Consider the following 21,016-nt stretch of genomic DNA (forward strand, 5'->3'; position numbering starts at 1 on the left):
TCATATATTGTTCCGCTTTACGACAATAATCTGCAAAAACGCCGCCCAACGGGACTATGGGCGGCGTTTTCATATATCCCAACGAGAAAGGAGGGATGTTCGCCTACAGGCCAGCCATCGGGCTGGCTTTTTCTATTTCACAACGAAGGAGGTTTTTAGGTGGCTGACGATAAAAAGAATATTCCAGACGCTGGGAAGGTAGACGAGCCTCCCAAGCCGGGAAAGGTGGAGCCTATCAAAGCCGATTCCACGGTGCAGGATCAGCCCGCCCCGGCCAAGGCGGAGGCCCCCGTGATAGAAGATGCGCCCAAGGTGGTAAAGCCCCTTACGGCGGAGCAGCCGGCTCCGGCGGGTAAGGAGGCTCCCAAAGAAAAGGACGCTCCTGCTAAAGAGGGTGTGCCGCAGCCGGGCAAGGACGAGAAGCAGACCACGATCCCCGACAAGGCCAAGCCGCAACCTCGGGACAAAATGTCCCAAAGCAAGCCGCCTGCCGGGAAAGGCGCTCCCGTCAAAGCAGAGGCCCCGACTGCAACCGAGCAGCTGCCCGCCCCTCGGGACGCTGCCCGTGGTGTGAAAGAGGAGATCGTGTATCTCAATCTTGCCGAGCTGCACCCGTTCAAAAATCATCCTTTTGGCGTCCGGGACGATGCGGAAATGCAGGGGCTGGTGGAGTCGGTCAAGGCCGCCGGAGTCAATCAGCCTGCGCTGGTGCGGCCCCGTGAGGGCGGCGGATATGAGATTATGAGAGCATTTCTCTATTGCCGTGTCGCCCATGACGATTCTTTCGCGTTGGAACACCAGCGGTTTCTGCTCCAGCTCTACGCAACGCAGGCGGGATATACCATCATCGGCGCTGCGGACGAATACGGCAGCGGGCTCACATTAGACCGCCCGGCGCTCCAGAAAGTGACCGAGGCTGTGGTCGCTGGCAAGGTGGATGTGGTGTTAGTCCATAACCTGACCCGGATAGGCCGGGAATGGGGCATGACCAAAAGCTACATTGACCTGCTCACCCGGCACAAGGTAAAGCTCCTGTGTATCCGGGATCGGCTGCTGTTTGATGAAAACGGTGCCGCCCCAATTTTGACAATAAAAAATGCGGAGTGTCCTTTGTAGGATACTCAGATCCTATAAGGACACTCCGCATGGTCCGAGTGACAGGACTTGAACCTGCGGCCTCTTGACCCCCAGTCAAGCGCGATACCAAACTTCGCCACACCCGGATGTTCAATTTTGCTTGGCCGATTGACCTTAGATATATTAGCATGCGAGAAAGAAAAATGCAAGAGGGAATTTGCGTTTTCTTGAAAAAATTTTTCGCCCAGGCGGCGGGGCTCAAAACTGCCCCGCCGCCCCAGAGGTTAACCGTCGTTGGTCACATCTCCGTCTCCACTGACGGGAATGGCTTCGCCTAGATAAGTAGGCTCAGGCTTCCAGATGGAGGTAAAGAAATCTTTGACCCGAGCCAGGACTTCCCGGGCATCTCTCTGCCACTGCCCTGCGTAGTCCTCCCCGTCGGCGGCGACTCCATAGGCATCCAGCCCCAGCGCCTGGGCAATGTAGATGGCCCGATACAGGTGGTATTCCTGGGAGACAATGACCACCTTCTGGGCTTGGAAGATCTCCTTTGCCCGGTACATGCTCTCATAGGTGGAAAATCCGGCGTGGTCCATAAAGACGTCGGAGGACGGAACGCCGGCGGCCATGGCATACTGCTTCATGGCGTTCACTTCGTCATAGCCTTCCCGTCCGTGATCGCCGCTCATCAGCAGTTTCGGAGCAACATTCAGTTCATAGAGCTCCACGCTCCGCTCCAGACGATCCGCCAGCATGAGACTGGGGGTGCCATCGGCCTTGACGCCGCAGCCCAGCACCAGAATGCAGTCCACGTTGGTCAGGTCTGCGGCCTGCTCTGCGGTGAGGATTCGCTCCCCTCCCACATGGGTGACCCGTGCGTTAATGGCAAATACGGACACAATGCCCAGCACCGTGCACGCCAGCACAATGCAGGTAAAAATCTTGGTGATACGCAGCAAGAGTTTCATTGGGGAATCTTCCCCCTTTCTGTATAGGTAGCCACAGTGTATCTCATTTGGCCACCGTTGTCCAGAAACAAACTGTGAATAACAGCAGCGATAAGCCAGGACTTACCGCTGCTGTTCAATCATAAAGTATGGTGTTGTTCCAGGGATAGAAGAAATCGCTTTAGTTCCAGCCCTCCGGCGTAACCGCCCAAAGAGCCGTCTGCTCCAATGACTCGGTGGCAAGGCACCACCAGCATCATGGGGTTTCGGTGGTTGGCCATGCCTACGGCTCGGTAGGCTTTGGGCTGGCCAATTTCTTCGGCAATGTCCCGGTAGCTCCGTGTCTGGCCGTATGGAATCCGGCATAGAGCCTGCCAGACCCGCTCCTGAAACGGAGTGCCATGAAGGGAATATGGGATATTAAAGACCTTGCGGTTACCCTGGAAGTACTCCTCCATCTGGCTGGCCAGTTGCCGGGTCAGCGGCGTGGGGGTTCCGTAGTCCGGAACAGGACCTTGCACAGCGGAGATGGAGACGATACAGTTTCCGGCCTGCTCCACTCGAAACGAGCCACAAGGGAAGGTGTATACAGCGAAAATCTCCGCTGCTTTCCGCTTATTCATGGGAGCAGTGTTCCCCGTGGTCATGACCACCACAGCTATGGTCACCACAGGTGTGATCATGGTGATGGTGCTCCCCGTGGTGGCTGCACGTTACATCGGGGCTGTAGTTCAAGGTCTGGGCCAACAGAGCCGCTACCGCCTCATCTGCCCTGCCGGAGACACCACCGTAGAGCTGAATGTTGGCGTTGGCCAGGGCATTCTGAGCGCCTCCACCAATACTGCCGCAGATGACGGCATCCACATGCAGGTTGCCGAGGAATCCAGCCAGGGCTCCATGCCAGCTGCCGTTGGTGTCCACAATCTGGGTGCTCGCCACGGCTCCATCTACGATGTCGTATACTTTGAATTGCTTGGTGTGTCCGAAATGCTGATAAATCTGTCCGTTGTCATAGGTAACTGCAATTCTCATGATAAAAACTCCTCTCGGTATTTGATATACAGATTTATTTAACCCGCAGAGAGCGCAAAAATGTCTTTTGTTCCGGGTCAATGCGAAAACTCTCCGTGGCCTTTTGGATGGTCTTGTTGTGAATCCAGGGGGAGAGTCGGTGTTGGGTGAGATAGGGTAAGGCGGCGTCTGGCTGCTTCACTAGGGCCTCTGCAAAGTACCATGCCACCATCATCTGGACATAGTAGTCCTCGGTATTCACCTCTGCGGCCCAATCCAGATACTCTGGCGAAAAATAGCTATCCAGATAAAAACGGAGTAGGACACCCAGGCCAAAGCGCACCGTATAGGTGTGGTTCGATTGCATCCAGGTCCACGCCTGGCGGGGCAAAGCCTCCGGGTGTTTTCCAAAGGCCTTGGGGCTGAGCAAATCACAGGTGGCCCAGTTGTCTACATAGGGGAGAAAACGGTTCAGGGCCTCTACGGTCTCCTCATATCCCTTGTACTCACACAGCAACAAGCCGTGGAGGTTGTTTTCCTCGTAGTAGGTGTGGGGGAGCTGGTTGAGAAAGTGTTCCGCCTCAGGAGTGCCCCGCAATTGCTTTGCCAGTCGGCGGAGATCGGGCATGCGTACGCCGATGACCACGTCTGGGCTGACCGTGGGCATGAGTTTACACTGAAACTTCTGATAGGTCAAATCTTGCAGGGCGAACAGGCGCTGCACAATGGGAGTGTCCACGGTACCCCCTCCTTTTCTGAGGATACCATTAGTATAGTCTTTTTCCTGCCCGCTGGCAAGCGGCGCTCCGTCTCGAAATCGGAACCTCATGGGGAGATGACACAACTTTAGCTCCACAATTCGCTGGGGGCAGACCGTGATGCTCTCCACCAGCAGCTTACATAGGGCATCGCTGGCCTCTGGGTGTTGGAGAATGTGCTCCACTGCTTCCTCTGGGATGATATCTGGCGAAGGTGCCTGCAACCGCTGTTCCAGGCTGGTGAGCTTTCGGTCATACGTCTCTTTCATGAGGGCCAATTCCTCCTTGGTGATATGCCCGGAGGCGTAGGCATCCAGAAGGACGGCTTTCCGGTTCAAGATGCGCAATTGTTCCCGCTCCATCTGTTCCCTGTTGGAGTTTTCTCCATGGAGCAGATGGGCGATGGAAGCAAGCAAGCTGGAATGGCCCAACTCCAGAGCAAACAGGGCTTGACGGAACATCTGTCTGGCATCATCGTCCCGGAGCATGCGGGCAATCTTACACCCTCCACGGACGGATGAGGCGCAGATCCACCGGAGGCTGACCTTTCCGTCTGGGCGCTTACGCCGCCGTGCTACGAAGGTGGCGCCACATACCCCGCATTTGATCTTACCGGACAGGGCATAATGCACGGAACAGCTGCGAGGGGTGTGCTTGCTGCGCTGCTGTAACTCCTGTTGTACGGTATTCCACAGCTCCCGGGAGATGATGGGAGGGTGATGGTCTTTCAGAGTAACCAGCGGCTCTTCTCCGTGGTTTTGCCGTTTTGCATGGCTGAGATAGTCGGGAGTATAGGTCTTTTTTTGTACCAGGTCTCCTACATACTTTTCATTTTTTAAGAGCTTCACCAAGTGGCTGCTGCTCCAATGGGAGTTCCCAGAACAGGTGCGCACGCCCTCCTGCTCCAGCATCCGGGCGATTTGTGTGGTACTCAGTTTTTCCACTCCATAAAGGTGGAAAATACGCTGCACCAGACGGGCTCCCTCTGGGTTGATGGAGAGTACCCCATCTTTCACATCGTACCCCAGCATGGACCGCCCGAATACCACCCCCCGCTCCATCTGCCGGGTCTGTCCCCATTTCACCCGGGCTGAGGTCCTTCGGCTCTCCTCCTGGGCAATGGAGGCCATAATGGACAGCCGTAGCTCTGCGTCCGGGTCCATGGTGTTGATGCCGTCGGTGAGAAAGAGAACCGAGACCCCCAGGGCCTTGAGTTTCCTGGTATAGGCGATGGTGTCCAACAGATTTCGGGAAAAACGGCTGACTTCCTTGGTGAGAATGATGCGAAATTTCCCGTCCTGGGCGTCCTGAATCATCCGCTGAAAGGCTACCCGCCGTTTGGTGCTGGTGCCTGTGATACCCTCGTCGGCATAGATGCGATACAGCTCCCACTGGGGGTGCTGGCGGATGTACTGGGAGAAGTAGCGCTGCTGAGCGGCAAAGGAGTTTGCCTGGTCCTCCTTATCGGTGGAGACTCGGCAATAGCTGGCCACGGAAATCATAGCCGTTTGCCCTTCTCTAGCTGCTCTAAGGCCAGGTCTATCTGCTCCCGCTCCAATATCCCTTGTTCGCCTAGGGCCAGAAGTAGACTGGTACGGAGCAGCTGAAAAAATTCCGGGTCTGTCTCCGGTGAGACAGGGCGGGCATCTTGGATTTCGTACAGGGTTGCAAATCTGGGCTTCATGTGTCTCCCCTCCTCCTTCTTGGCTTCATGTATACGGAGAGAGATAGGCAAAAATCCCTTGACAACCATCTACTTCAAGTGTAGTATATAATTAACTACTACATATGAAGTTGGTGATACCATGAAGCATTTGCCAGACAGCGAGCTGGAAGTGATGAAGGCCCTGTGGGCCTGCGGAGGTGATGCCTCCCGGGCGCAGCTGGAGGAGACCTTGGCGCCCCTGGGGCTTGCCTCTAACACGGTGAACACGTACCTGACCCGTTTGACGGAAAAGGGGTTTGTCAGTGCCAGACGAGACGGAAAGCTCAACCGATACACGCCTCTGGTGAGTCGGGAGGAATACCTCACCTTTGACAGCCATTCCATTCTCTCCAAACTGTATGACGGCTCCCCCCGCAAATTTGTGGCCGCACTGGCCAAGGGGGGGATGACGAAACAGGAGGTGGAGGACCTCCGGTCTCTCCTGGACCAATTGGGTGGAGGGGACCATGGATGAGTGTTTGATGGATCTATTTGCCCTGTCCCTGGGGGGCGGCGTGGTGGCGCTGGTTCTCATGGGAGTGGCACGAGTTACCCGGGCCAGATATGCGGCCAAGTGGCGGTGTGTGATTTGGGCGCTGCTGTGTCTACGTCTGATCATTTTGTTGCCCCTAGTACCCCAGGTCCAAGCCCCGGTTCAGATGACCGTGCCCCAGATGGACCGCCCAGTGGCGGTATCCGCTGCCCCATCAGTTACTCCGGATGAGGGAACCTCTTCCCCTCTGCGTCCCGATGGAAAGGAAGAAGCGCCAGCGCCTACCTTGTCTCACATCGTAAGTGGGGTATGGCTGTTGGGGATGTGCGGGGTTCTGGTGTGGAGCGGGGTGTCCCACATGAGACTGCGCCGCTATCTGAGACGCTGGGCGGCAGTGGAGACCCGGGAAGAGGTGTGCTGCCGATATGCGGCACAGGCCCAGCGGTTGAATCTTAAGCGTGTACCTAAGTTATTGGCGTGCCCCGGGCTGGAGGTACCTATGTTGACGGGACTGGTGGCCCCTGCCCTGATGTTAGCTCAGAACGCATCGCCAGAGGATGGATTGGACTATGCTTTGCTCCATGAGCTGATTCACTACCGCCGCAGAGATATCTGGCTGAAAGCGTTGGTGATGCTGACAGGTTCGGTGCACTGGTTCAATCCGGTGATGTGGCTGATGGTGCGTCAGGTGGACCGAGACATTGAACTGGCCTGTGACGAGATGGCACTGACCGTGCTGCCGGAAGAGGAACGTTTGGCTTATGGGGAGACCATCCTCCAGGCGGCAGCCAGAGTCCATCGACAAACATGATGGGAGGGATGGGAGATGCACAAGAGAAAAACCCGGGTGATGATCCTGGCAAGTGTAGGAGTTTTGGTGTTAGTTCTGGTCTTAGTTCTGCAATATTACGGTATTTTGTCCAAGCGGACCTACTCCTCCCAGCACTTCGGCATTGACGTGGTGTATAGCTCCCAGGACTATAACCTCAACGGCGTGGATGACTACACGGATTTTCTGCTGGGAGCCAAGCAAGACGCAGAGAACCACCCCACCTATGACGGCACATACTATGCTGGCGGTTATCCACCGGAGGACATAGGGGTGTGTACCGATGTGGTTTGGCGGGCGTTTCGGCAGGCGGGCTATTCTCTGCGGGATATGGTGGATCAGGACGTGCGCCAATACCCGGACCGCTATCCAGACATCCAATACCGGGATGCCAACATTGATTTTCGCAGGGTGAAAAATCTATGGGCCTTCTTCCAGGCTTACGCTCTGGAGTTGACCTGTGATATTACGGATATTGACCAGTGGCAGCCCGGTGACATTGTGATCTTCAACGAGGGCAAACACATCGGAGTGGTATCCGACCTTCGCAACCGCAGCGGCCAACCCTATATTCTGCACAATGCAGGTCAATTTCGCCGGGAAGAGGATTATCTGGGGCGGTCTCCAGTGGAGGCCCACTTCCGCTTTGATGCCTCCCGTGTGCCCCAAGAGGTCCTGGTGGCCTGGGGCGGCGTGTGAAAGGAGTTTGAAGCTATGAAGAGAAACAGGCATCCGGTTCCACCTCATTCTCCCTTTACCACGCCCTTTTCTCCAACGGCACAGGAGATGGGATTGCGTCTGCGCAGTCTGTTCCAGTGGAAGAAGAAACGGCCTCCCCTGGCGGTGCTGGGCCTGGTGTGTGCTGGAGTGGTGCTCAGCGGCTCTCTGGTCTCCTGCCAAACTGCCGCAGTGGATGACCCACCTCCTCTGGCAACGGACTCTGTGCCAGAGGGGACCGAGAAGCCACAAACTACGGGGATGCCAGAGGAGACAGAAACGCCACAGACTTCGGAGGTGCCTGACCTCAATTTCTTCTTTGGCGGTGGCTGGGGTGATCTTTCCTGGGAGGACCTGCTGAACAGCGGGGCGCGGTTTAATGGAAGTAGTCTATTGAATCCCGATGAGATCGCTCTGGACTATTCCATCCTCAACGGAAGCTTTACTCACACCATGCGTTTGCAGTCCGGCGATGTGTTGGATGTGGCGCTGCAGGTGGATGAAGGGACCTTGGGCATCGCCATTGAAGGGGGCGACGGCACCCCGCTCTACCAGAATGACAATCTAGATACCTCCCAATTCCATCTGGAGATTTCTCAAACTGATTCCTATCAAGTCACCATCACCGGGAGTCATACCAAGGGAAGCATTCATTTGAAGGTCTGATGATATGGGGTGCCATTTTGACCCTTCTGTAGGTACAGAAGCCCCTGAAATGTTCCTTTCAGGGGCTAACGCTTTTTTTGATGCTTTTGCAACCGTATAGCTCCATTTCATAGGAAGCAAATTCAGATATACATCAATGTTGTCCTTATCATTGACAACCATCTTATCTAAAATGTGCTTATAAAACTCATCATCGTATTCGACGCCGCAGACAATTTCGTTGATAGCATCTCTGATTTCCTGCACAAGCTCCTGCTGCTGCCTAATCATAGCCTGCTGCTTGTCGATACTGTCAATAACCGATTGCAGCTCGGCAATTTCAGCATCGCACTTTGACCGTGCCGCAGAAAATTCATCTTTGCTTATATCCCCAGACATATAAATGTCAATCAGTTTTGTACGCTTATCTTCGATAGTTGCAATCTGGGTTTTCAGCTTTTCAATATCTGTGCCTGTCGTATCCATAGCGATGATGGACTCTATAATAGAAGTAAGATTTTTCGTGATTTTCGTCTGTCTGAGCTTTAATTCCTTTGTTACAAGGAACATAATATGTGTCGCATCTTCATTGCGTATGCTTGCTCCCGTGCAGCCGATTTGATTTCCTGCTTTGTCAGTATGGGGGCTTCCGTGCTTTGCCGCTTCCTGACACCGCCACGCCTTATATTTGCTGCCGTCTTTTCTGGTTTTATACCTTGCCACATAGCTTGCGCCGCAATGTCCGCATTTGATTTTACCCGAAAACGGATAGCGGTTGCTGTGTTTCGCCTTGCCCTCTTGCGAAAGGGAACGCTCATCTAAAATACGGTTTGCTTCTTCAAACAGCTCACGGGATACAATCGGCTCGTGATGGTCTTTGATAATCACAAATTCCTCCTGACCTCGATTGTATTTCTTTTCGTGAGAGAGAAAATCTGGCGTATAAGTCTTTTTCTGCACCAAGTCGCCGCAGTATTTTTCGTTGCGGATAACACGGAGAATAACGGTATTCTGCCATTCCTTAACACGCATAGGCTCGATGCCTTCCTCCCGCAGCTCACGGGCGATGACATGAGTTCCTTTTCCTTCGTTCACAAACTTATGGAAGATAAGGCGTACAATCTTTGCGCCTTCCTCATTGATGGTCATTTTTCCGTCTTTTACATCATAGCCGAGCATACTGCGTCCAAACACAACGCCTTGCTCCATCTGGCGCTTTTGTCCCCATTTGACACGCTCGGAAGTCTTGCGGCTTTCCTCCTGTGCTATCGAGGACATTATGGCAAGACGAAGCTCCGCATCGCCGTCTAAAGTGTTGATGTTGTCATTCATAAAGATAACGCCGACACCGTGCTTTTTGAGGTCACGGGTGTAATATATGCTGTCGAGAGTATTTCTCGCAAAACGGGAAATCTCTTTCGTAATTATCAAGTCAAAGTCGCCGTTTTTCGCACAGGCTATCATTCGGTTAAACTCTTTCCGCTTTTTTGTGCTCGTTCCAGAAATGCCTTCATCGGCAAAAATCTCATACAGCTCCCAATCTGGATTGCGCTCGATATATTGCTTGAAATAGCGCTGCTGACTTTCAAATGAATTCGCTTGGTCTTCATTATCCGTGGAAACACGGCAATACGCAGCCACACGCTTTCTTTTTTCAATTATCTTGCGTTCTTCGTTTAAGCGTTCATATCTGTTCATTGAAAACTCCTTTCCCAGTAAACCGTGCTTACTGTATTTGCATTATAGGAAAATCTCTGAGGGATGTCGAATGTGCAAATCTTTGATTTACACTTATATATGTAAAAACGCCAAGCAGTCAAGCTCGGCGTTTACTTTTTTGACTTCGGCTGTACTGTTGTTCAAGCGCAGTCAGGCAGCGTTCCCTTTGAGTTCCCGTCAACAAGCCTCGTTTCTCAAGGGAAAAAAGGATTGACTTCTGAACATTTAATAGGAACTTTGCGTGTTCCTGCTCATTTAATTCTGGAACAGGGTCGCCGATATATACAAACTCTCTATGCTTCAGCCGCCAACACCTCCCTCGTTCTCAATATATGAGCGATTGCTTGTACCGTATAACGAGAGGGTTAGTCCTTTTTATCAAGCCCAAGACTGATTAAAAGTGCGTTGTCGGCTGTAAGAATTTGCTGGCTGTCAAGCATTCCGATATGCTCTCTCAGCCGTTTCTTATCAATCGTGCGTATCTGCTCCAACAGAATAACAGAGTCTTTGTTAAGACCCTCAAAATCTTTAATGGCGGTATGCGTGGGCAGCTTTGCCTTTGTGCGTACTCGGCTTGTGATAGCAGCGATAATGACCGTAGGGCTGTACTTGTTGCCTGTATCATTGGAAATGATAAGTACAGGGCGTGTCCCGCCTTGCTCCGAGCCGATAACAGGATTTAAGTCGGCGTAGTAAATGTCGCCACGCCTAATTGTTCTTTCCATTATGTTTGACCTCCTATCTGGATTTAGGCAGACAGCCTCTGCCTATGTAGGCAGCCAAACGCAAGGAAGTATTTAAGGTCGGGAGAGTATAAACAATTCTCTGTTTCCATAGACCGCCTTGCGTTCGGCTTTATGATAGGAGCACTTCAATTTGTCCTCGACGCCCCGAAATGCAAAGGGAAATCGTCAAACGGTCAGCAGCGAACTGACGCCACGGGAGTTTCACCCCAACTGACGGTCTGCCAGAGCCGCCCTCATTGCCTGCGACGGTTTTATCACGCTCGGACTGTGACTGGACGGGAGTATCATTATCCTCTTTGCGAGTTACGGCGAAATCGGGAGCTGCCCGATATTTTGAGTAGGTAGTTATCGCTCTCTGCCTTGCGGCAGGTCGTGGCGTACCTCTCGACACGCTTATGCTCATCACAATCGCAAAGAGAAGGTATTTGACGAATGATTATTCGGTTGTCAAGGGGCAGTCCTGTTTTTGCCACACAAAGGAAAACAGGGTGTGAGGATTTTGTCCTCTCACCCTGTAGCCCGTGGGGAACAGCGATTTTCCCCTCTACTCAAAAAACTTTTTTATTTTTTCTTTGAGCCTATCCATTCGTCTGTAAACAGCTTTCTCCGTAATGCTGAGAGAGTGAGCTATTTCGCAGGTAGAATAGCCCTGTATTTTCATCAAGGCGATTTGCAGGGTCAGCTTGTCCACCTTAACCAAAATCTGATAGAGCTGCTGGTTTTCGATACTGTTCAGAAAGTCTTCAACCGTCTTTATTTCGGGCTGCTGCGTATCATCGGCAACTCCATCAAGATATGTACCCGCTTCCTGCATACGCTGGTAGTACCGCCTGTCCGAATTGAAAATCGCCCAATCGTGAGTGCGGAGCGTTTCGATGGTGCTTTCGTCAACTCCGAGCTTCCTTAACTGTTTTTCTTCGGCTTCTTTCCAGAGCCGCCATTTCTTTTCTTCTCTGGCTTTGTTGTAAGCCATACCGTTTTACCTCCAATCTGAATTTTTTGAAAATCCAGATTGAAAGGCGGCGAACGGCAACCAACGCCAGATATGGGCTTTTCTTTTGTTGCGACAAATAACGACAAACAAAAAACCGCAAAGGTAGTCAGACCTTTGCGGTTATAGGCGATATAAACTCTATTGTGTAGATATTTGACTTCTATTTCAAGGGCGTAAGAGTACCACGAGCAACTGAGGATTTTTTTAACAGGTTATCCTCACTTATTCGTGATACTATGTAAGATAATTGCTGCTTCTGATAAGCAGCAAGGCGCTCAGGGCAGACCAGCGCATAAAAAATCCCTCCAAACTCAAAACGGGTTTAGAGGGCTGTGATATTTTGTTCGGGCGTGACGGAACAGCCCACCAAAGCACCGTTTTTTTTATTCGGTGGGCTTGTCCAAGTATAAGAGAAAGAGCCGATGACTGTGATTACTCACAAGTTCATCGGCTCTGCGTCTGTGCGTCTGGCTCTTTGATGACGGTTATATGTAGTTCCTTTGCATTTATCAAAGTTTCCTGCTTGCACTTCGGGCAATAGAGAGGAAAGTTTTTCATTTCAGTATCTTCTCGTATCTGCGACCTCGTTTTACTCCCGCAGACAGGGCAGCGTAACCATTCTGTTTTTTTCATCTAACCGTTTTTTCAATCTCCCCTAATATCTCTCGATTTCCCCACGAAAATTGTATGCTTTTTCCAGTAAGGGACCTTTTGCTCCCATTGTAAAAGCGATATCGCTGCTGCGGATAGATAACAGTTCCATTCCAGACTGTAATTCCAAAACTTCCAAAGTGCTTTGTGGCAATTTTATAATCCCATTGCTATCGATACCAAGCCAAGCATATTTACGCCCCTTATATTTAATAAATTCACCTTCGGAAAGCTGATATTCCTTTAACATGGGACACTCTTTCAATATATGACGCAACTTTGAATCCATCAGCAACGAATATGTAGTGACGCAAAACCCTCCCGTTATTTTACTTCCTGTAAAAATGATAACCTTTCCGTCCTGTATGGCATTATATTCTAATATCGCCTGCGGCGGGATATGTATTGTTAAATCATCCCTCACAACAGAAAGCCCGAATACAAATTTACCGCCTTTGTTAAGTTGTGGCATGAAAACCTCCTCTATCGCTCTTCCATTTTTGACTTGAATGTGATACAATAGTAGTATCATTTCAAACTACTTTATATATATAGTACTACATATACAACAAAATGTCAAGGAGGAAGCCATATGTTATCAAAGCCTGCCACAATGCTTTTAGGTCTTATTTATGAAAAGCCACTTAACGCATATGAAATAATCAAACTTTTAAACTATATGAATGTAAAATGGTGGTTTAATATCGCTGATTCAACAGTATATTCCACTTTAAAAGCTCTTGAAAAAAAAGAATACATAACAGGTACAACTGAAAAAGTCGGAAATATGCCAGATCGTACCGTTTATAGCCTTTCAGACAAAGGAAAAGCCATGTTTCAAGATACTCTCAAAAAATCAATCACACAATTTAATTATGATACAAACATATTTTCTATTGCCGCCTTCTATCTGAACACATTTACTCCTACTGAGCAACGAGAGCTTTTGCAGGAACGCCTTAGTGTTTTGCAGAAATATCGTAAAGGAATTGAAAAGCAAGTCAATCCCTTATGGGAAAGTGAAGTTTCTTCTATACATTCGGCAAATGTAAAGAGAATGATTGATTTAGTTGATGCGGAAATAGCAGGCACAAATCGCATTCTAAAAAGTTGTGATGAAACTTAATAGTTAAAATGAAAGAGCCGATGAGCTTCGAGGTATCTCGTAAATTCATCGGCTCTGCGTCTGTGCGTCTGGCTCTTTGATGACGGTTATATGTAGCTCCTTTGCATCAATCAAAGTCGCCTGTTTGCATTTCGGGCAGTAGAGAGGATAGTTTTTCAATACTGTATCCTCTCTAAGCCTATCACGAGTTTTGCTGCCACAAACAGGACATAATATCCATTCTGCTGTTTTTATCATATTTTCACCATTTGCTTCAATTATTTCTTTTTCTAATCGGATACCTTATGACGGTTTTCCACTTTTCAGGGGCAATTTTTCGTGTGTCAGACATATAAATTTCGTGATGCAGCCGAGTATCGCTTATATCATTGATATATCCGTTCTCGTTTAGAAACTTATCCATAACAGCAACAGTAGCAGGTTCATTATCAAACGACCCAATGTGCATAATCTGCACACATAAACCTTCTTCGATTGTCAGAAACTCCGCAGAGGAACAATCTAACTTTTTCTTTTTTGTTGCTGTGTCAACCGCCCAATCAAAATCTTTTTTTGTAACAAAATCAGGCAGACGAATAACGGAAATCCAATTAAAGGTATCTTTATTTGCATAATCTATGCTATGGCAACTATTCTGCCACCAAAATCCTTCAAGAGGGGGAACAACATAGTCATAAAACCCCTCTATTTTATGCTCAGTCTTATAGCTCATTTTCAATGTATATGCGACTGCGTATAGCACAGTTATTGCTTTCTGATAATCTCCACCATCTTCATTTGGGTTACCTTGTCCCCGTACCGCTATATAATTTGCCGTTGGAACAATCACAATTTCTGGTTTGCTCTTTGGCATATAAAACTCCTTGTATTCTTTCTTAAAATCAAAAGCCATCTATTTAACCTCACTTTCTCAAAAATATATTCATCTCGTTTCCAAATCCCAAAGGCTAAGTTGCTTACCTATATTGTTCTCCTCAAAAGTACGCAAATAGTTAAAAATCTGCTCGTTGTTATGGATTATTCCATACTGTTCGCACTTTTTATGAAACAAGTGCATTAAATTTGTATTGTTCGGACTGGCAATTATATATTGATTTCCGTATCGTTCAATGTATTTTTCCTTTAATCGTGGATATAAACGGTCTAATTGTTTATAAAAGTATTCTCTGTTCCCTTCACGAAGTGTCAGACCCATTCCAAAACAAATAATGCCATATACCTTTGCTTCAATACACATATCCAAAATGCCAGAGATGTTTTCTTCCGTATCATTGATAAATGGCAAAATTGGAGTCAGCCACACAACAGTAGGTATTCCTGCATCTCGCATCTGTTTCAAAACTTCAAATCGTTCGGCTGTTGTGCTGACATTTGGCTCAATTTTTCTACATACTTCTTCATCATAGGTCGTTAGGGTCATTTGAACGACACACTTTGTTTTTTCGTTTATCTTCTTTAACAGGTCTATATCACGCATAATACGGTTTGACTTGGTTATTACTGTAAAACCGCAACCATATTCATATATTAACGAAAGTGCCTTTCTAACATATCCGATTTCCAATTCTAATGGAATGTAAGGGTCGGTCATAGAGCCTGTCCCTATCATACATTTTTTCCGTTTTCGTTTAAGAGCATTTTCTAAGAGAGGAATAGCATTCGCTTTAATTTCAATATCCTCAAAATCGTGTTCCATATGGTAACAGTTACTTCTGGAGTCACAATAGATGCACCCGTGAGAGCAACCACGATATAAATTCATTCCATTTTTTGCTGACAAGATACCTTTTGCAGTCACATAGTGCATATTATTGTTCCTTTCCAATTCGCTATTTAGCAGTACAATTTTTCCTGTGTGCTTTTAGTTTTTTCATAGCCCAGTCATAATGACTTGCTGTAACACTAATAAAATATGACCCCAAAGTACTTCCGCCAACCCATTTATATACGCCTTTAGAAAACAGTTCTTCATTTGAAAAGTGTTCCATTAGCTGCATAACTTCTGTGTGTGATTTTTGAAGCATACTTTTTGCTTCTTCCAAAGTTGTTTTTTGATGTTTATTCCAAAACTCAACATTCATTTCACCATAGGTTTTCCAATTATATGGTGCAGGAATAAAGGTAGTATTATTACCCCCTCTATTTGATTGCACCCAATTAAGTAATAACTGATGCCATTCATAAAGATGAATTAAAATATCTCGTAAATTTTTATCTCTTTTCCAATGCGCTTCTTTTTTCTTTACATCGCTGGAAAAATCAAAAGGTGTCGATAATTCGTTCTCTGTTAATCCTGAAATCAAGGTATTCATTTTTTCATAGTTTGCTGTTGCTGCGTTTATTAAATCTGTTTTTGATGTTGGTCTACCCATAATCTTTTCTTTCCTCCAAATAACAATAATCTATCATAAGAGTACCACAATAATGTTGACACCTTGTGTCAAGGTTTATTTTTTTCATATATTTTTCTTGCCTGTTCAGCTAAGACTTCTTTTAAGTACAATGGTTCGATAATATCAACTTGTGTTCCGAAAGTTAACAAGTACCCAATCAGCCAAGCATCTTCGGGCATTTCAGTCGAAACAATTAAATCTCCATTTGTTTGTATTTCGACTTGTGTTATATCAAACTCATCATAAACTCTGTAAGCAACTTCCTTTGGAAATCTTAATACAATTTTTTTATAGACTGGCTTTGAAGCTATCTCTAATTCAGGAAACTCCTTATTAGAAAAACCTTCAGATAGAACTTCTATATTCATAATTCGAGTCAACTTGAAAATCCTATAATCTTGTTTCTGCGTACAATACGCTTTCAAATACCACGACATAGACTTATACAGAAGTTTTATCGGTTGTATAATTCTTTCCGTAATTTCCTCATAAGAGCTTGCATAAGCAATTTTTACGCATTTTTGATGGATAACAGCAGATTTTAATTGCTCAAATTTTTTGTTATCACTATGCGGCGTACCCCATCTTGAAAAATCAATTTCAAGCCAATTGTCTGTATTGAGATTAAATATTGCAGAGAGTTTTCTTATTATTTCATCATTGTTTTGAGCAATACTAAGGCTTTGCATTGCTAAAAGAATTTCTTGTTTTTCTTCATCGGATAGTACAGCTTTATCTAAAACAAACCCCTTCATCAAGTAAATGCCGCCATTTCTACCAGTTTCCGCATATATGGGGATACCCGCTCCACTTAATGTATCTATATCTCGATATATTGTTCTAACAGATACTTCAAAATGTTCTGCTAATTCAGGAGCAGTCGCTCGTCCTTTATCAAGCAAATAGTAAACAATTCTAAACAGTCTGCTTTCCTGCATTTAATCGTCCTCCGTTACAGATAAAATAGCACATAAAGCCTGACATCTTATGTCAAGTTTTATTATAATATCTGGGATAACTAATTTCAATAACGACCATATGTACTTTCAATTCTATCGATGACAAGCAGAACATCATAACAATTATTTGCAGACATAGCAGTAAAGTATAATATTTTAAAATTCAAAGAGCCGATGAGCTGTGAGTTACCTCACAAGTTCATCGGCTCTGCGTCTGTGCGTCTGGCTCTTTAATGACGGTTATATGTAATTCCTTTGCATTTATCAAAGTTTCCTGTTTGCATTTCGGACAATACAGAGGGAAATTTTTTAGTTCGGTATTTTCCCGTATCATTGTTCGGGTTTTATTGCCGCAGACAGGGCAGCGTATCCAATCACTTTTAGTATTTGCCGTATCCACTTAACCAAAATTCCTCCATAGCTGCATTAAATTTATCTGGTGTGTCCATATTCACACAATGTCCAGCTCCCTCGAAAATAATCACACAGCATTCTGGTTCATTTTTCTTCCACATTTCTACTGCGGATAGTTCCATTGGAATATCATACTTTCCGCAGCCAATAAGCAAAGGATATTTCCTTGGTTCTGTCTGCCGAACATTTACCATACTGCTTAAAGAAGATAAATACATAAATGACTTTTTAGGAAATTGAATATTCATCTCGTAAAAATCCTTTTGAGCCTGTAAAGTATAAGCAGATATTTTTTTATTCGACTTTGCAAACCATTTAATTGAAAATAAAGCTTTAAGCATCATAAGTGTCTGTGATGCGCTATTTTCTTTCTGCATTTTTGCATCAAAATTGTTTATATCATAACCGCCGAAACAAGCAAGTGATTGTACTGCTTCTGGATACTGGTTTGCAAAGTCTTGAGCTAATACAGCTCCCAATGAAATGCCGACAATATGTATCTTTTCAATTTTTTCTGTTTTTAGGATTTCGCTTATCCACGCCGACATTTTATCTATACTATCACCTTTTCGCACTTTCGTTGATTTACCGTGACCAATAATATCAAGAGTAAGAATATTGTATTTATCCCGAAAATAGTCGATTTGGGTTTGAAACATATTATGATTTACAAAAGCTGCGTGAATAAAAAGGATCCATTCTGTTTTTTCCTTTCTGCTGATATAATAAACAATAGGTGATTTCTCTAAATGGTATTGCTTCATATTTCTCCATTCCTCATCTTTTCTAATAAATTCTCGAACCAATCAATATTAAATTTGATTATATCTTTGCCATATAGTGCAGATACAAATTGATAATTAAGTATATCTTTGTGTTCTTCTAAAACATCAATATTCTTTACATTATCACATATTGTCGCTAACACATTGTATTGTTCTTTTAAATACATTAAATGTTGTTGTATGCTTGTCTCTCGATTTTTCTTATCTGAAAATCCCATAAAATAGACCTTTGCTAACTCTGGAATTTTAGGACTTTGTTCTTCTAAGGGTGCGTTTATCCACTCATAAAAATGCTGCTTTCCGCTTTCCGTTATGCAATAGATTTTCTTATATTTTCCATTATCAATAATCTCCTCATAACTGATATATCCGCAATTCAGCAGTTTTTTTACTGCAGCCTGTATGCTGCCCATACTGCTGCTATACATCAAATTTATCCCTTTGCTAATTCTATCCCTTAATTGATATATCGTTCTATTACACATAAGTAAAAGTCCAAGAATAATGTTATCCATTGTACATCCTCCGTATATTGCTATTAGTAATATTACTATTATATTCAGAAAAGGACCAAAAGTCAAGAGGTAGTTGTTTTTGTAAACACAAAGCGACAGAGCTTTTATCCTCAGCCGCTTGTCTGTTATATGTATAAACGATTCCTCATTCACAATCTCCATAGCACAAACCTGTATGTTATTCATTCGCCCAATCCATTCAAAAGCGTATTCAGCCTTTAACTGTTCCGTGATACCATGTGTCCAAGAGATAATATGAATTTTTAGCTCCATTTATAAGAAGTGAAATATCTTATAGTCGGCATTTTCACATCGTTTAATAAGAAGCCACAAATCCATACAATATAATAAGATAATTATATTGGTACAAGGTGGTGAGCTTATGGACGAGAGAAACAACGATTTTGATTTCGATTTTATGCCGATAGGACAGGCGATTAAGAAAGCCCGTGAAGCAAGAGGAATGACGAGAGAGCAGCTTTCTGGAATAATCGGCTATGCTCCCAGACACATTCAATCTATCGAGAATGAGGGAAAGTATCCAAGCATCGAGCTGTTTATTCAGCTTATTACAATGTTCGATGTTTCGGTTGACGAGTACATATTTCCTAATAAAAAAGTCAAAAAGAGTTCCGTCCGCAGACGCATAGACGCACAGCTCGACAACTTAGATGATAAAGAACTGTCCGTGATTGAAGCAACTGTAAACGGACTATGTAAAGCAAAAGAGCCAGAGGAATAAAATCCTCTGGTTTTCTTTTGCCCATTTTTAATAAGCGGGGATACCGTAACCATAGATAACGCTGCTGCCGACAGCGTAGCTGTTCTGCCTACAGGCGTCGCCAGAGTTACCCTCAACAGTATAGACTGTTCCGTTTTCCACACGCTCTACAATACCTACATGGTCTGTAAGACCGTCGCCTTCCCAGTCAAAGAAGATAATGTGTCCCGTCTCTGGCGTAAAGCTGCCGTCCTGCCATTGTCCTCTCTCCATAAACCATTCAGAGCCTTGTATGCAGCCTGCAAATTTTGGAATAACGCCGTTTTCAATATAACCGCACTCGTTAGCGCACCACGAAACGAAGCAGGCGCACCACTCGACACGGGAGTTGAAGCCGTACCACGACCAATAAGGCTGACCGCCTATATTACCGACCTGCGATAGAGCCACGGTCACGATTTCGCCGTCGCCTACGGAGATGCCGTAAAGCACCTGCGACCATAGCGAATTGTTTTCATCGGCAAGTAATTCGGATAACATCTGCCGCTGCTCATCGTCAAAACCGTATTGGTCTGCCATTTCCTCGGCTGTTTTGTGGCTGACTGTGATATACAGGTAAGTCCGTGTCTGGGTGGTTTCGGTCTGGACGATATTTCCGTGACCGTCATCGGTTTCGGTTATCACGGTTTCGGTCTTGCTTTCCGTTCTGGAGCTGATTTCGTTCATTTCCCAGAAGATGTCCGTCAGGAGCTGTTTTTTGTTATCGTCCATTGTCGCCACTTCCTGCGGATTGTCTGGGTCGGTAGTAGTCTTGACCGAGTAAACCGCAAGCACCTCTTTCCAGACGGCACGGCTCCCTGACATCTCCAGAACATCATAGGCATTCTCGTTTTTGACTTCATCAAGGCGGCTGTCATATTCGGTATTGATTTCTTGTACCACGGTCTGCATCGTCATTCCGCTGCCTGAGTCCTCGCCCGCAAAGAAGATACCGAACACCGAGCCTATGAGCATACCGATAAGGCAGATGACCAAAATCACAACAACCGCAATCCAGCCGCCCGCCGCAATCGCCGCAATCAGCGCCTTTGTTCCTGCGATAATCGCCTTAACCGCCGCCGCAGTCGCTTTGACCGCCGCTTTTACAGCAGCAATCGCAGCCCTTGCCGTGACTCTGGCTGCCTGTGCAGCTCTTTGAGCCGCTTTTACGGAAGCCTTTGCCGCCGCCTGTGTCGCTTTAGCAGTATGCTCGGCAGTTTTTATCGCCGCCTTTGAGGTCGCCTGTGCGGTTTTCACGGATTTTTGCGTAGTTTTTACCGTGCCTTTTGCGGCTGTTTTTATTGTCTTTTTTCCGCTTCGGGCAGTCTGCGTTATGGTCTTTTCCGCTTGATTTGCGCCCTTGACCGCCTTATCTGCGGAATGGCTGACGGTACTGCGGTAGGTCTGTACGCTGTTTCCAGACATACGCTTCTCGGCGGCTTTAGCGGCTCGTTTCTGCTTGAAATCGGATAGTTTATCCTTTGCCTTAACGATATTATCCTTTGTGGTTTTGACCGCCTTTTGACCCTGCTTGTTGAACTGATGAACGCCCTCATTCGTAATGCGCTCCGAAGCTGCCGAAACCTTATCGGCAGCATATTCGGTAGCGGAGCCTTCCTCAGCGTAATAGCCCTGCTCCGCCTTGTCCTTTATTTTGGAATAAGCCGACTTCATACGCTCGGAAGCTACCGCAGCCTTGTCAATGGTCTTAATCGTACCCTTGACCGCATCTCTGGTTTTTATATCAGCCATAGATAACCTCCTTCCCCAGA

The 21,016-nt window shown here is 46.6% G+C and carries 26 protein-coding genes, 1 tRNA gene and 1 pseudogene; 7 read left to right on the forward strand and 21 right to left on the reverse strand.

Going from position 1 to position 21,016, the window contains the following annotated elements; all coding sequences use genetic code 11:
- Nucleotides 1-159 precede the first annotated feature (159 nt).
- Nucleotides 160-1,116: a recombinase family protein gene (locus B5F12_RS11970; protein WP_242954870.1), complete on the forward strand. Its 957-nt coding sequence runs from the start codon at nt 160-162 to the stop codon at nt 1,114-1,116.
- A 30-nt stretch (nt 1,117-1,146) separates the two neighbouring features.
- Here B5F12_RS11970 and B5F12_RS02665 read toward each other — a convergent pair.
- The 6 genes from B5F12_RS02665 to B5F12_RS02690 all read right to left on the reverse strand — a co-directional run bounded on the left by B5F12_RS02665 (nt 1,147) and on the right by B5F12_RS02690 (nt 5,477).
- Nucleotides 1,147-1,223: transfer RNA gene (locus tag B5F12_RS02665), tRNA-Pro, on the reverse strand.
- A gap of 138 nt (nt 1,224-1,361) precedes the next feature.
- Nucleotides 1,362-2,045 (reverse strand): ElyC/SanA/YdcF family protein, encoded by a 684-nt coding sequence (locus tag B5F12_RS02670; protein ID WP_087229890.1) that lies wholly within the window; start codon nt 2,043-2,045, stop codon nt 1,362-1,364.
- Between the two features lie 119 nt (nt 2,046-2,164).
- Nucleotides 2,165-2,707, reverse strand: a complete 543-nt coding sequence (locus B5F12_RS12245; protein ID WP_275532690.1) for a methylated-DNA--[protein]-cysteine S-methyltransferase — start codon at nt 2,705-2,707, stop codon at nt 2,165-2,167.
- Complete coding sequence (locus B5F12_RS02680) at nt 2,640-3,056, reverse strand: NifB/NifX family molybdenum-iron cluster-binding protein (RefSeq protein ID WP_087229896.1); 417 nt, start codon at nt 3,054-3,056, stop codon at nt 2,640-2,642. The genes B5F12_RS12245 and B5F12_RS02680 overlap by 68 nt, the downstream gene beginning before the upstream one ends.
- A gap of 34 nt (nt 3,057-3,090) precedes the next feature.
- A complete protein-coding gene (locus B5F12_RS12310) occupies nt 3,091-5,295 on the reverse strand; it encodes a recombinase family protein (protein WP_087229899.1) in 2,205 nt (734 codons plus the stop codon).
- On the reverse strand, nt 5,292-5,477 hold the full coding sequence (locus B5F12_RS02690) for a hypothetical protein (RefSeq protein ID WP_087229902.1): 186 nt from the start codon (nt 5,475-5,477) through the stop codon (nt 5,292-5,294). Before B5F12_RS02690 ends, B5F12_RS12310 begins: the two co-directional genes overlap by 4 nt.
- 121 nt (nt 5,478-5,598) lie before the next feature.
- On the opposite strand from B5F12_RS02690, the gene B5F12_RS02695 reads away from it, so the two are divergent.
- From B5F12_RS02695 to B5F12_RS02710, 4 genes are all read left to right on the forward strand, one after another.
- Nucleotides 5,599-5,973 (forward strand): BlaI/MecI/CopY family transcriptional regulator, encoded by a 375-nt coding sequence (locus B5F12_RS02695; RefSeq protein WP_087229905.1) that lies wholly within the window; start codon nt 5,599-5,601, stop codon nt 5,971-5,973.
- Entirely contained in the window at nt 5,966-6,802 is an 837-nt protein-coding gene (locus tag B5F12_RS02700; protein ID WP_087229908.1) for a M56 family metallopeptidase, read from the forward strand. The genes B5F12_RS02695 and B5F12_RS02700 overlap by 8 nt, the downstream gene beginning before the upstream one ends.
- Before the next feature lie 15 nt (nt 6,803-6,817).
- A complete protein-coding gene (locus tag B5F12_RS02705; protein ID WP_087229911.1) occupies nt 6,818-7,519 on the forward strand; it encodes a DUF1287 domain-containing protein in 702 nt (233 codons plus the stop codon).
- Between the two features lie 93 nt (nt 7,520-7,612).
- Nucleotides 7,613-8,203 (forward strand): hypothetical protein, encoded by a 591-nt coding sequence (locus tag B5F12_RS02710; protein WP_087229913.1) that lies wholly within the window; start codon nt 7,613-7,615, stop codon nt 8,201-8,203.
- On the opposite strand, the gene B5F12_RS02715 is transcribed toward B5F12_RS02710, so the two are convergent.
- From B5F12_RS02715 to B5F12_RS02745, 5 genes are all read right to left on the reverse strand, one after another.
- A complete protein-coding gene (locus B5F12_RS02715; protein ID WP_087229916.1) occupies nt 8,102-9,880 on the reverse strand; it encodes a recombinase family protein in 1,779 nt (592 codons plus the stop codon). The two genes, B5F12_RS02710 and B5F12_RS02715, sit on opposite strands and share 102 nt — an antisense overlap.
- 386 nt (nt 9,881-10,266) lie before the next feature.
- The gene (locus tag B5F12_RS02720; protein ID WP_087229919.1) at nt 10,267-10,626 is read right to left on the reverse strand and encodes a type II toxin-antitoxin system PemK/MazF family toxin; all 360 of its coding nucleotides are present in this window, start codon (nt 10,624-10,626) and stop codon (nt 10,267-10,269) included.
- 565 nt (nt 10,627-11,191) lie between these two features.
- Entirely contained in the window at nt 11,192-11,620 is a 429-nt protein-coding gene (locus B5F12_RS02730; protein ID WP_087229922.1) for an ECF-type sigma factor, read from the reverse strand.
- Nucleotides 11,621-12,085: 465 nt separating this feature from the next.
- Nucleotides 12,086-12,274 (reverse strand): cysteine-rich KTR domain-containing protein, encoded by a 189-nt coding sequence (locus tag B5F12_RS02740; protein ID WP_087229926.1) that lies wholly within the window; start codon nt 12,272-12,274, stop codon nt 12,086-12,088.
- A gap of 22 nt (nt 12,275-12,296) precedes the next feature.
- A complete protein-coding gene (locus tag B5F12_RS02745; RefSeq protein WP_087229929.1) occupies nt 12,297-12,764 on the reverse strand; it encodes a hypothetical protein in 468 nt (155 codons plus the stop codon).
- A 120-nt stretch (nt 12,765-12,884) separates the two neighbouring features.
- On the opposite strand from B5F12_RS02745, the gene B5F12_RS02750 reads away from it, so the two are divergent.
- The gene (locus B5F12_RS02750) at nt 12,885-13,418 is read left to right on the forward strand and encodes a PadR family transcriptional regulator (RefSeq protein WP_087229932.1); all 534 of its coding nucleotides are present in this window, start codon (nt 12,885-12,887) and stop codon (nt 13,416-13,418) included.
- A gap of 45 nt (nt 13,419-13,463) precedes the next feature.
- On the opposite strand, the gene B5F12_RS02755 is transcribed toward B5F12_RS02750, so the two are convergent.
- From B5F12_RS02755 to B5F12_RS02795, 9 genes and pseudogenes are all read right to left on the reverse strand, one after another.
- Entirely contained in the window at nt 13,464-13,652 is a 189-nt protein-coding gene (locus B5F12_RS02755) for a cysteine-rich KTR domain-containing protein (RefSeq protein ID WP_087230324.1), read from the reverse strand.
- Between the two features lie 19 nt (nt 13,653-13,671).
- Nucleotides 13,672-14,310: a GyrI-like domain-containing protein gene (locus B5F12_RS02760; RefSeq protein WP_087229935.1), complete on the reverse strand. Its 639-nt coding sequence runs from the start codon at nt 14,308-14,310 to the stop codon at nt 13,672-13,674.
- A gap of 30 nt (nt 14,311-14,340) precedes the next feature.
- Nucleotides 14,341-15,225, reverse strand: coding sequence for a radical SAM protein (locus B5F12_RS02765; RefSeq protein ID WP_087229939.1), 885 nt, complete (start codon nt 15,223-15,225; stop codon nt 14,341-14,343).
- Between the two features lie 22 nt (nt 15,226-15,247).
- Nucleotides 15,248-15,790 carry a ClbS/DfsB family four-helix bundle protein gene (locus B5F12_RS02770; RefSeq protein WP_087229942.1) on the reverse strand — a complete coding sequence of 181 codons (543 nt, stop codon included), beginning with the start codon at nt 15,788-15,790 and terminating at the stop codon, nt 15,248-15,250.
- 68 nt (nt 15,791-15,858) lie between these two features.
- On the reverse strand, nt 15,859-16,749 hold the full coding sequence (locus B5F12_RS02775; RefSeq protein WP_087229945.1) for a YafY family protein: 891 nt from the start codon (nt 16,747-16,749) through the stop codon (nt 15,859-15,861).
- Between the two features lie 220 nt (nt 16,750-16,969).
- Nucleotides 16,970-17,170, reverse strand: a complete 201-nt coding sequence (locus B5F12_RS02780) for a cysteine-rich KTR domain-containing protein (protein WP_275532691.1) — start codon at nt 17,168-17,170, stop codon at nt 16,970-16,972.
- Nucleotides 17,151-17,948, reverse strand: a complete 798-nt coding sequence (locus B5F12_RS02785; protein WP_087229951.1) for an alpha/beta hydrolase — start codon at nt 17,946-17,948, stop codon at nt 17,151-17,153. Before B5F12_RS02785 ends, B5F12_RS02780 begins: the two co-directional genes overlap by 20 nt.
- The gene (locus B5F12_RS02790; RefSeq protein WP_087230327.1) at nt 17,945-18,484 is read right to left on the reverse strand and encodes a helix-turn-helix transcriptional regulator; all 540 of its coding nucleotides are present in this window, start codon (nt 18,482-18,484) and stop codon (nt 17,945-17,947) included. Before B5F12_RS02790 ends, B5F12_RS02785 begins: the two co-directional genes overlap by 4 nt.
- Before the next feature lie 141 nt (nt 18,485-18,625).
- Nucleotides 18,626-18,721 (reverse strand): annotated as a pseudogene (locus B5F12_RS02795) (TnpV protein); the annotation flags it as partial.
- A 145-nt stretch (nt 18,722-18,866) separates the two neighbouring features.
- On the opposite strand from B5F12_RS02795, the gene B5F12_RS02800 reads away from it, so the two are divergent.
- Nucleotides 18,867-19,226: a helix-turn-helix transcriptional regulator gene (locus B5F12_RS02800; protein WP_087229956.1), complete on the forward strand. Its 360-nt coding sequence runs from the start codon at nt 18,867-18,869 to the stop codon at nt 19,224-19,226.
- Between the two features lie 27 nt (nt 19,227-19,253).
- Here the strand turns inward: B5F12_RS02800 and B5F12_RS02805 are convergent, their stop codons facing one another.
- Nucleotides 19,254-20,996: a CHAP domain-containing protein gene (locus B5F12_RS02805; RefSeq protein WP_087229959.1), complete on the reverse strand. Its 1,743-nt coding sequence runs from the start codon at nt 20,994-20,996 to the stop codon at nt 19,254-19,256.
- Nucleotides 20,997-21,016: the final 20 nt, after the last annotated feature.

Source organism: Pseudoflavonifractor sp. An176 (genome assembly GCF_002160435.1).
Lineage (GTDB): Bacteria > Bacillota > Clostridia > Oscillospirales > Oscillospiraceae > Enterenecus > Enterenecus faecium.

What these genes read in the sequence shown, in the direction of transcription:
- B5F12_RS02670 (WP_087229890.1), bottom strand. Translation starts at nt 2,045, where the DNA reads ATGAAACTCTTGCTGCGTATCACCAAGATTTTTACCTGCATTGTGCTG.
- B5F12_RS12245 (WP_275532690.1), bottom strand. Translation starts at nt 2,707, where the DNA reads ATGATCACACCTGTGGTGACCATAGCTGTGGTGGTCATGACCACGGGG.
- B5F12_RS02680 (WP_087229896.1), bottom strand. Translation starts at nt 3,056, where the DNA reads ATGAGAATTGCAGTTACCTATGACAACGGACAGATTTATCAGCATTTC.
- B5F12_RS12310 (WP_087229899.1), bottom strand. Translation starts at nt 5,295, where the DNA reads ATGATTTCCGTGGCCAGCTATTGCCGAGTCTCCACCGATAAGGAGGAC.
- B5F12_RS02690 (WP_087229902.1), bottom strand. Translation starts at nt 5,477, where the DNA reads ATGAAGCCCAGATTTGCAACCCTGTACGAAATCCAAGATGCCCGCCCT.
- B5F12_RS02695 (WP_087229905.1), top strand. Translation starts at nt 5,599, where the DNA reads ATGAAGCATTTGCCAGACAGCGAGCTGGAAGTGATGAAGGCCCTGTGG.
- B5F12_RS02700 (WP_087229908.1), top strand. Translation starts at nt 5,966, where the DNA reads ATGGATGAGTGTTTGATGGATCTATTTGCCCTGTCCCTGGGGGGCGGC.
- B5F12_RS02705 (WP_087229911.1), top strand. Translation starts at nt 6,818, where the DNA reads ATGCACAAGAGAAAAACCCGGGTGATGATCCTGGCAAGTGTAGGAGTT.
- B5F12_RS02715 (WP_087229916.1), bottom strand. Translation starts at nt 9,880, where the DNA reads ATGAACAGATATGAACGCTTAAACGAAGAACGCAAGATAATTGAAAAA.
- B5F12_RS02720 (WP_087229919.1), bottom strand. Translation starts at nt 10,626, where the DNA reads ATGGAAAGAACAATTAGGCGTGGCGACATTTACTACGCCGACTTAAAT.
- B5F12_RS02730 (WP_087229922.1), bottom strand. Translation starts at nt 11,620, where the DNA reads ATGGCTTACAACAAAGCCAGAGAAGAAAAGAAATGGCGGCTCTGGAAA.
- B5F12_RS02740 (WP_087229926.1), bottom strand. Translation starts at nt 12,274, where the DNA reads ATGAAAAAAACAGAATGGTTACGCTGCCCTGTCTGCGGGAGTAAAACG.
- B5F12_RS02745 (WP_087229929.1), bottom strand. Translation starts at nt 12,764, where the DNA reads ATGCCACAACTTAACAAAGGCGGTAAATTTGTATTCGGGCTTTCTGTT.
- B5F12_RS02750 (WP_087229932.1), top strand. Translation starts at nt 12,885, where the DNA reads ATGTTATCAAAGCCTGCCACAATGCTTTTAGGTCTTATTTATGAAAAG.
- B5F12_RS02760 (WP_087229935.1), bottom strand. Translation starts at nt 14,310, where the DNA reads ATGGCTTTTGATTTTAAGAAAGAATACAAGGAGTTTTATATGCCAAAG.
- B5F12_RS02765 (WP_087229939.1), bottom strand. Translation starts at nt 15,225, where the DNA reads ATGCACTATGTGACTGCAAAAGGTATCTTGTCAGCAAAAAATGGAATG.
- B5F12_RS02770 (WP_087229942.1), bottom strand. Translation starts at nt 15,790, where the DNA reads ATGGGTAGACCAACATCAAAAACAGATTTAATAAACGCAGCAACAGCA.
- B5F12_RS02775 (WP_087229945.1), bottom strand. Translation starts at nt 16,749, where the DNA reads ATGCAGGAAAGCAGACTGTTTAGAATTGTTTACTATTTGCTTGATAAA.
- B5F12_RS02785 (WP_087229951.1), bottom strand. Translation starts at nt 17,948, where the DNA reads ATGAAGCAATACCATTTAGAGAAATCACCTATTGTTTATTATATCAGC.
- B5F12_RS02790 (WP_087230327.1), bottom strand. Translation starts at nt 18,484, where the DNA reads ATGGATAACATTATTCTTGGACTTTTACTTATGTGTAATAGAACGATA.
- B5F12_RS02800 (WP_087229956.1), top strand. Translation starts at nt 18,867, where the DNA reads ATGGACGAGAGAAACAACGATTTTGATTTCGATTTTATGCCGATAGGA.
- B5F12_RS02805 (WP_087229959.1), bottom strand. Translation starts at nt 20,996, where the DNA reads ATGGCTGATATAAAAACCAGAGATGCGGTCAAGGGTACGATTAAGACC.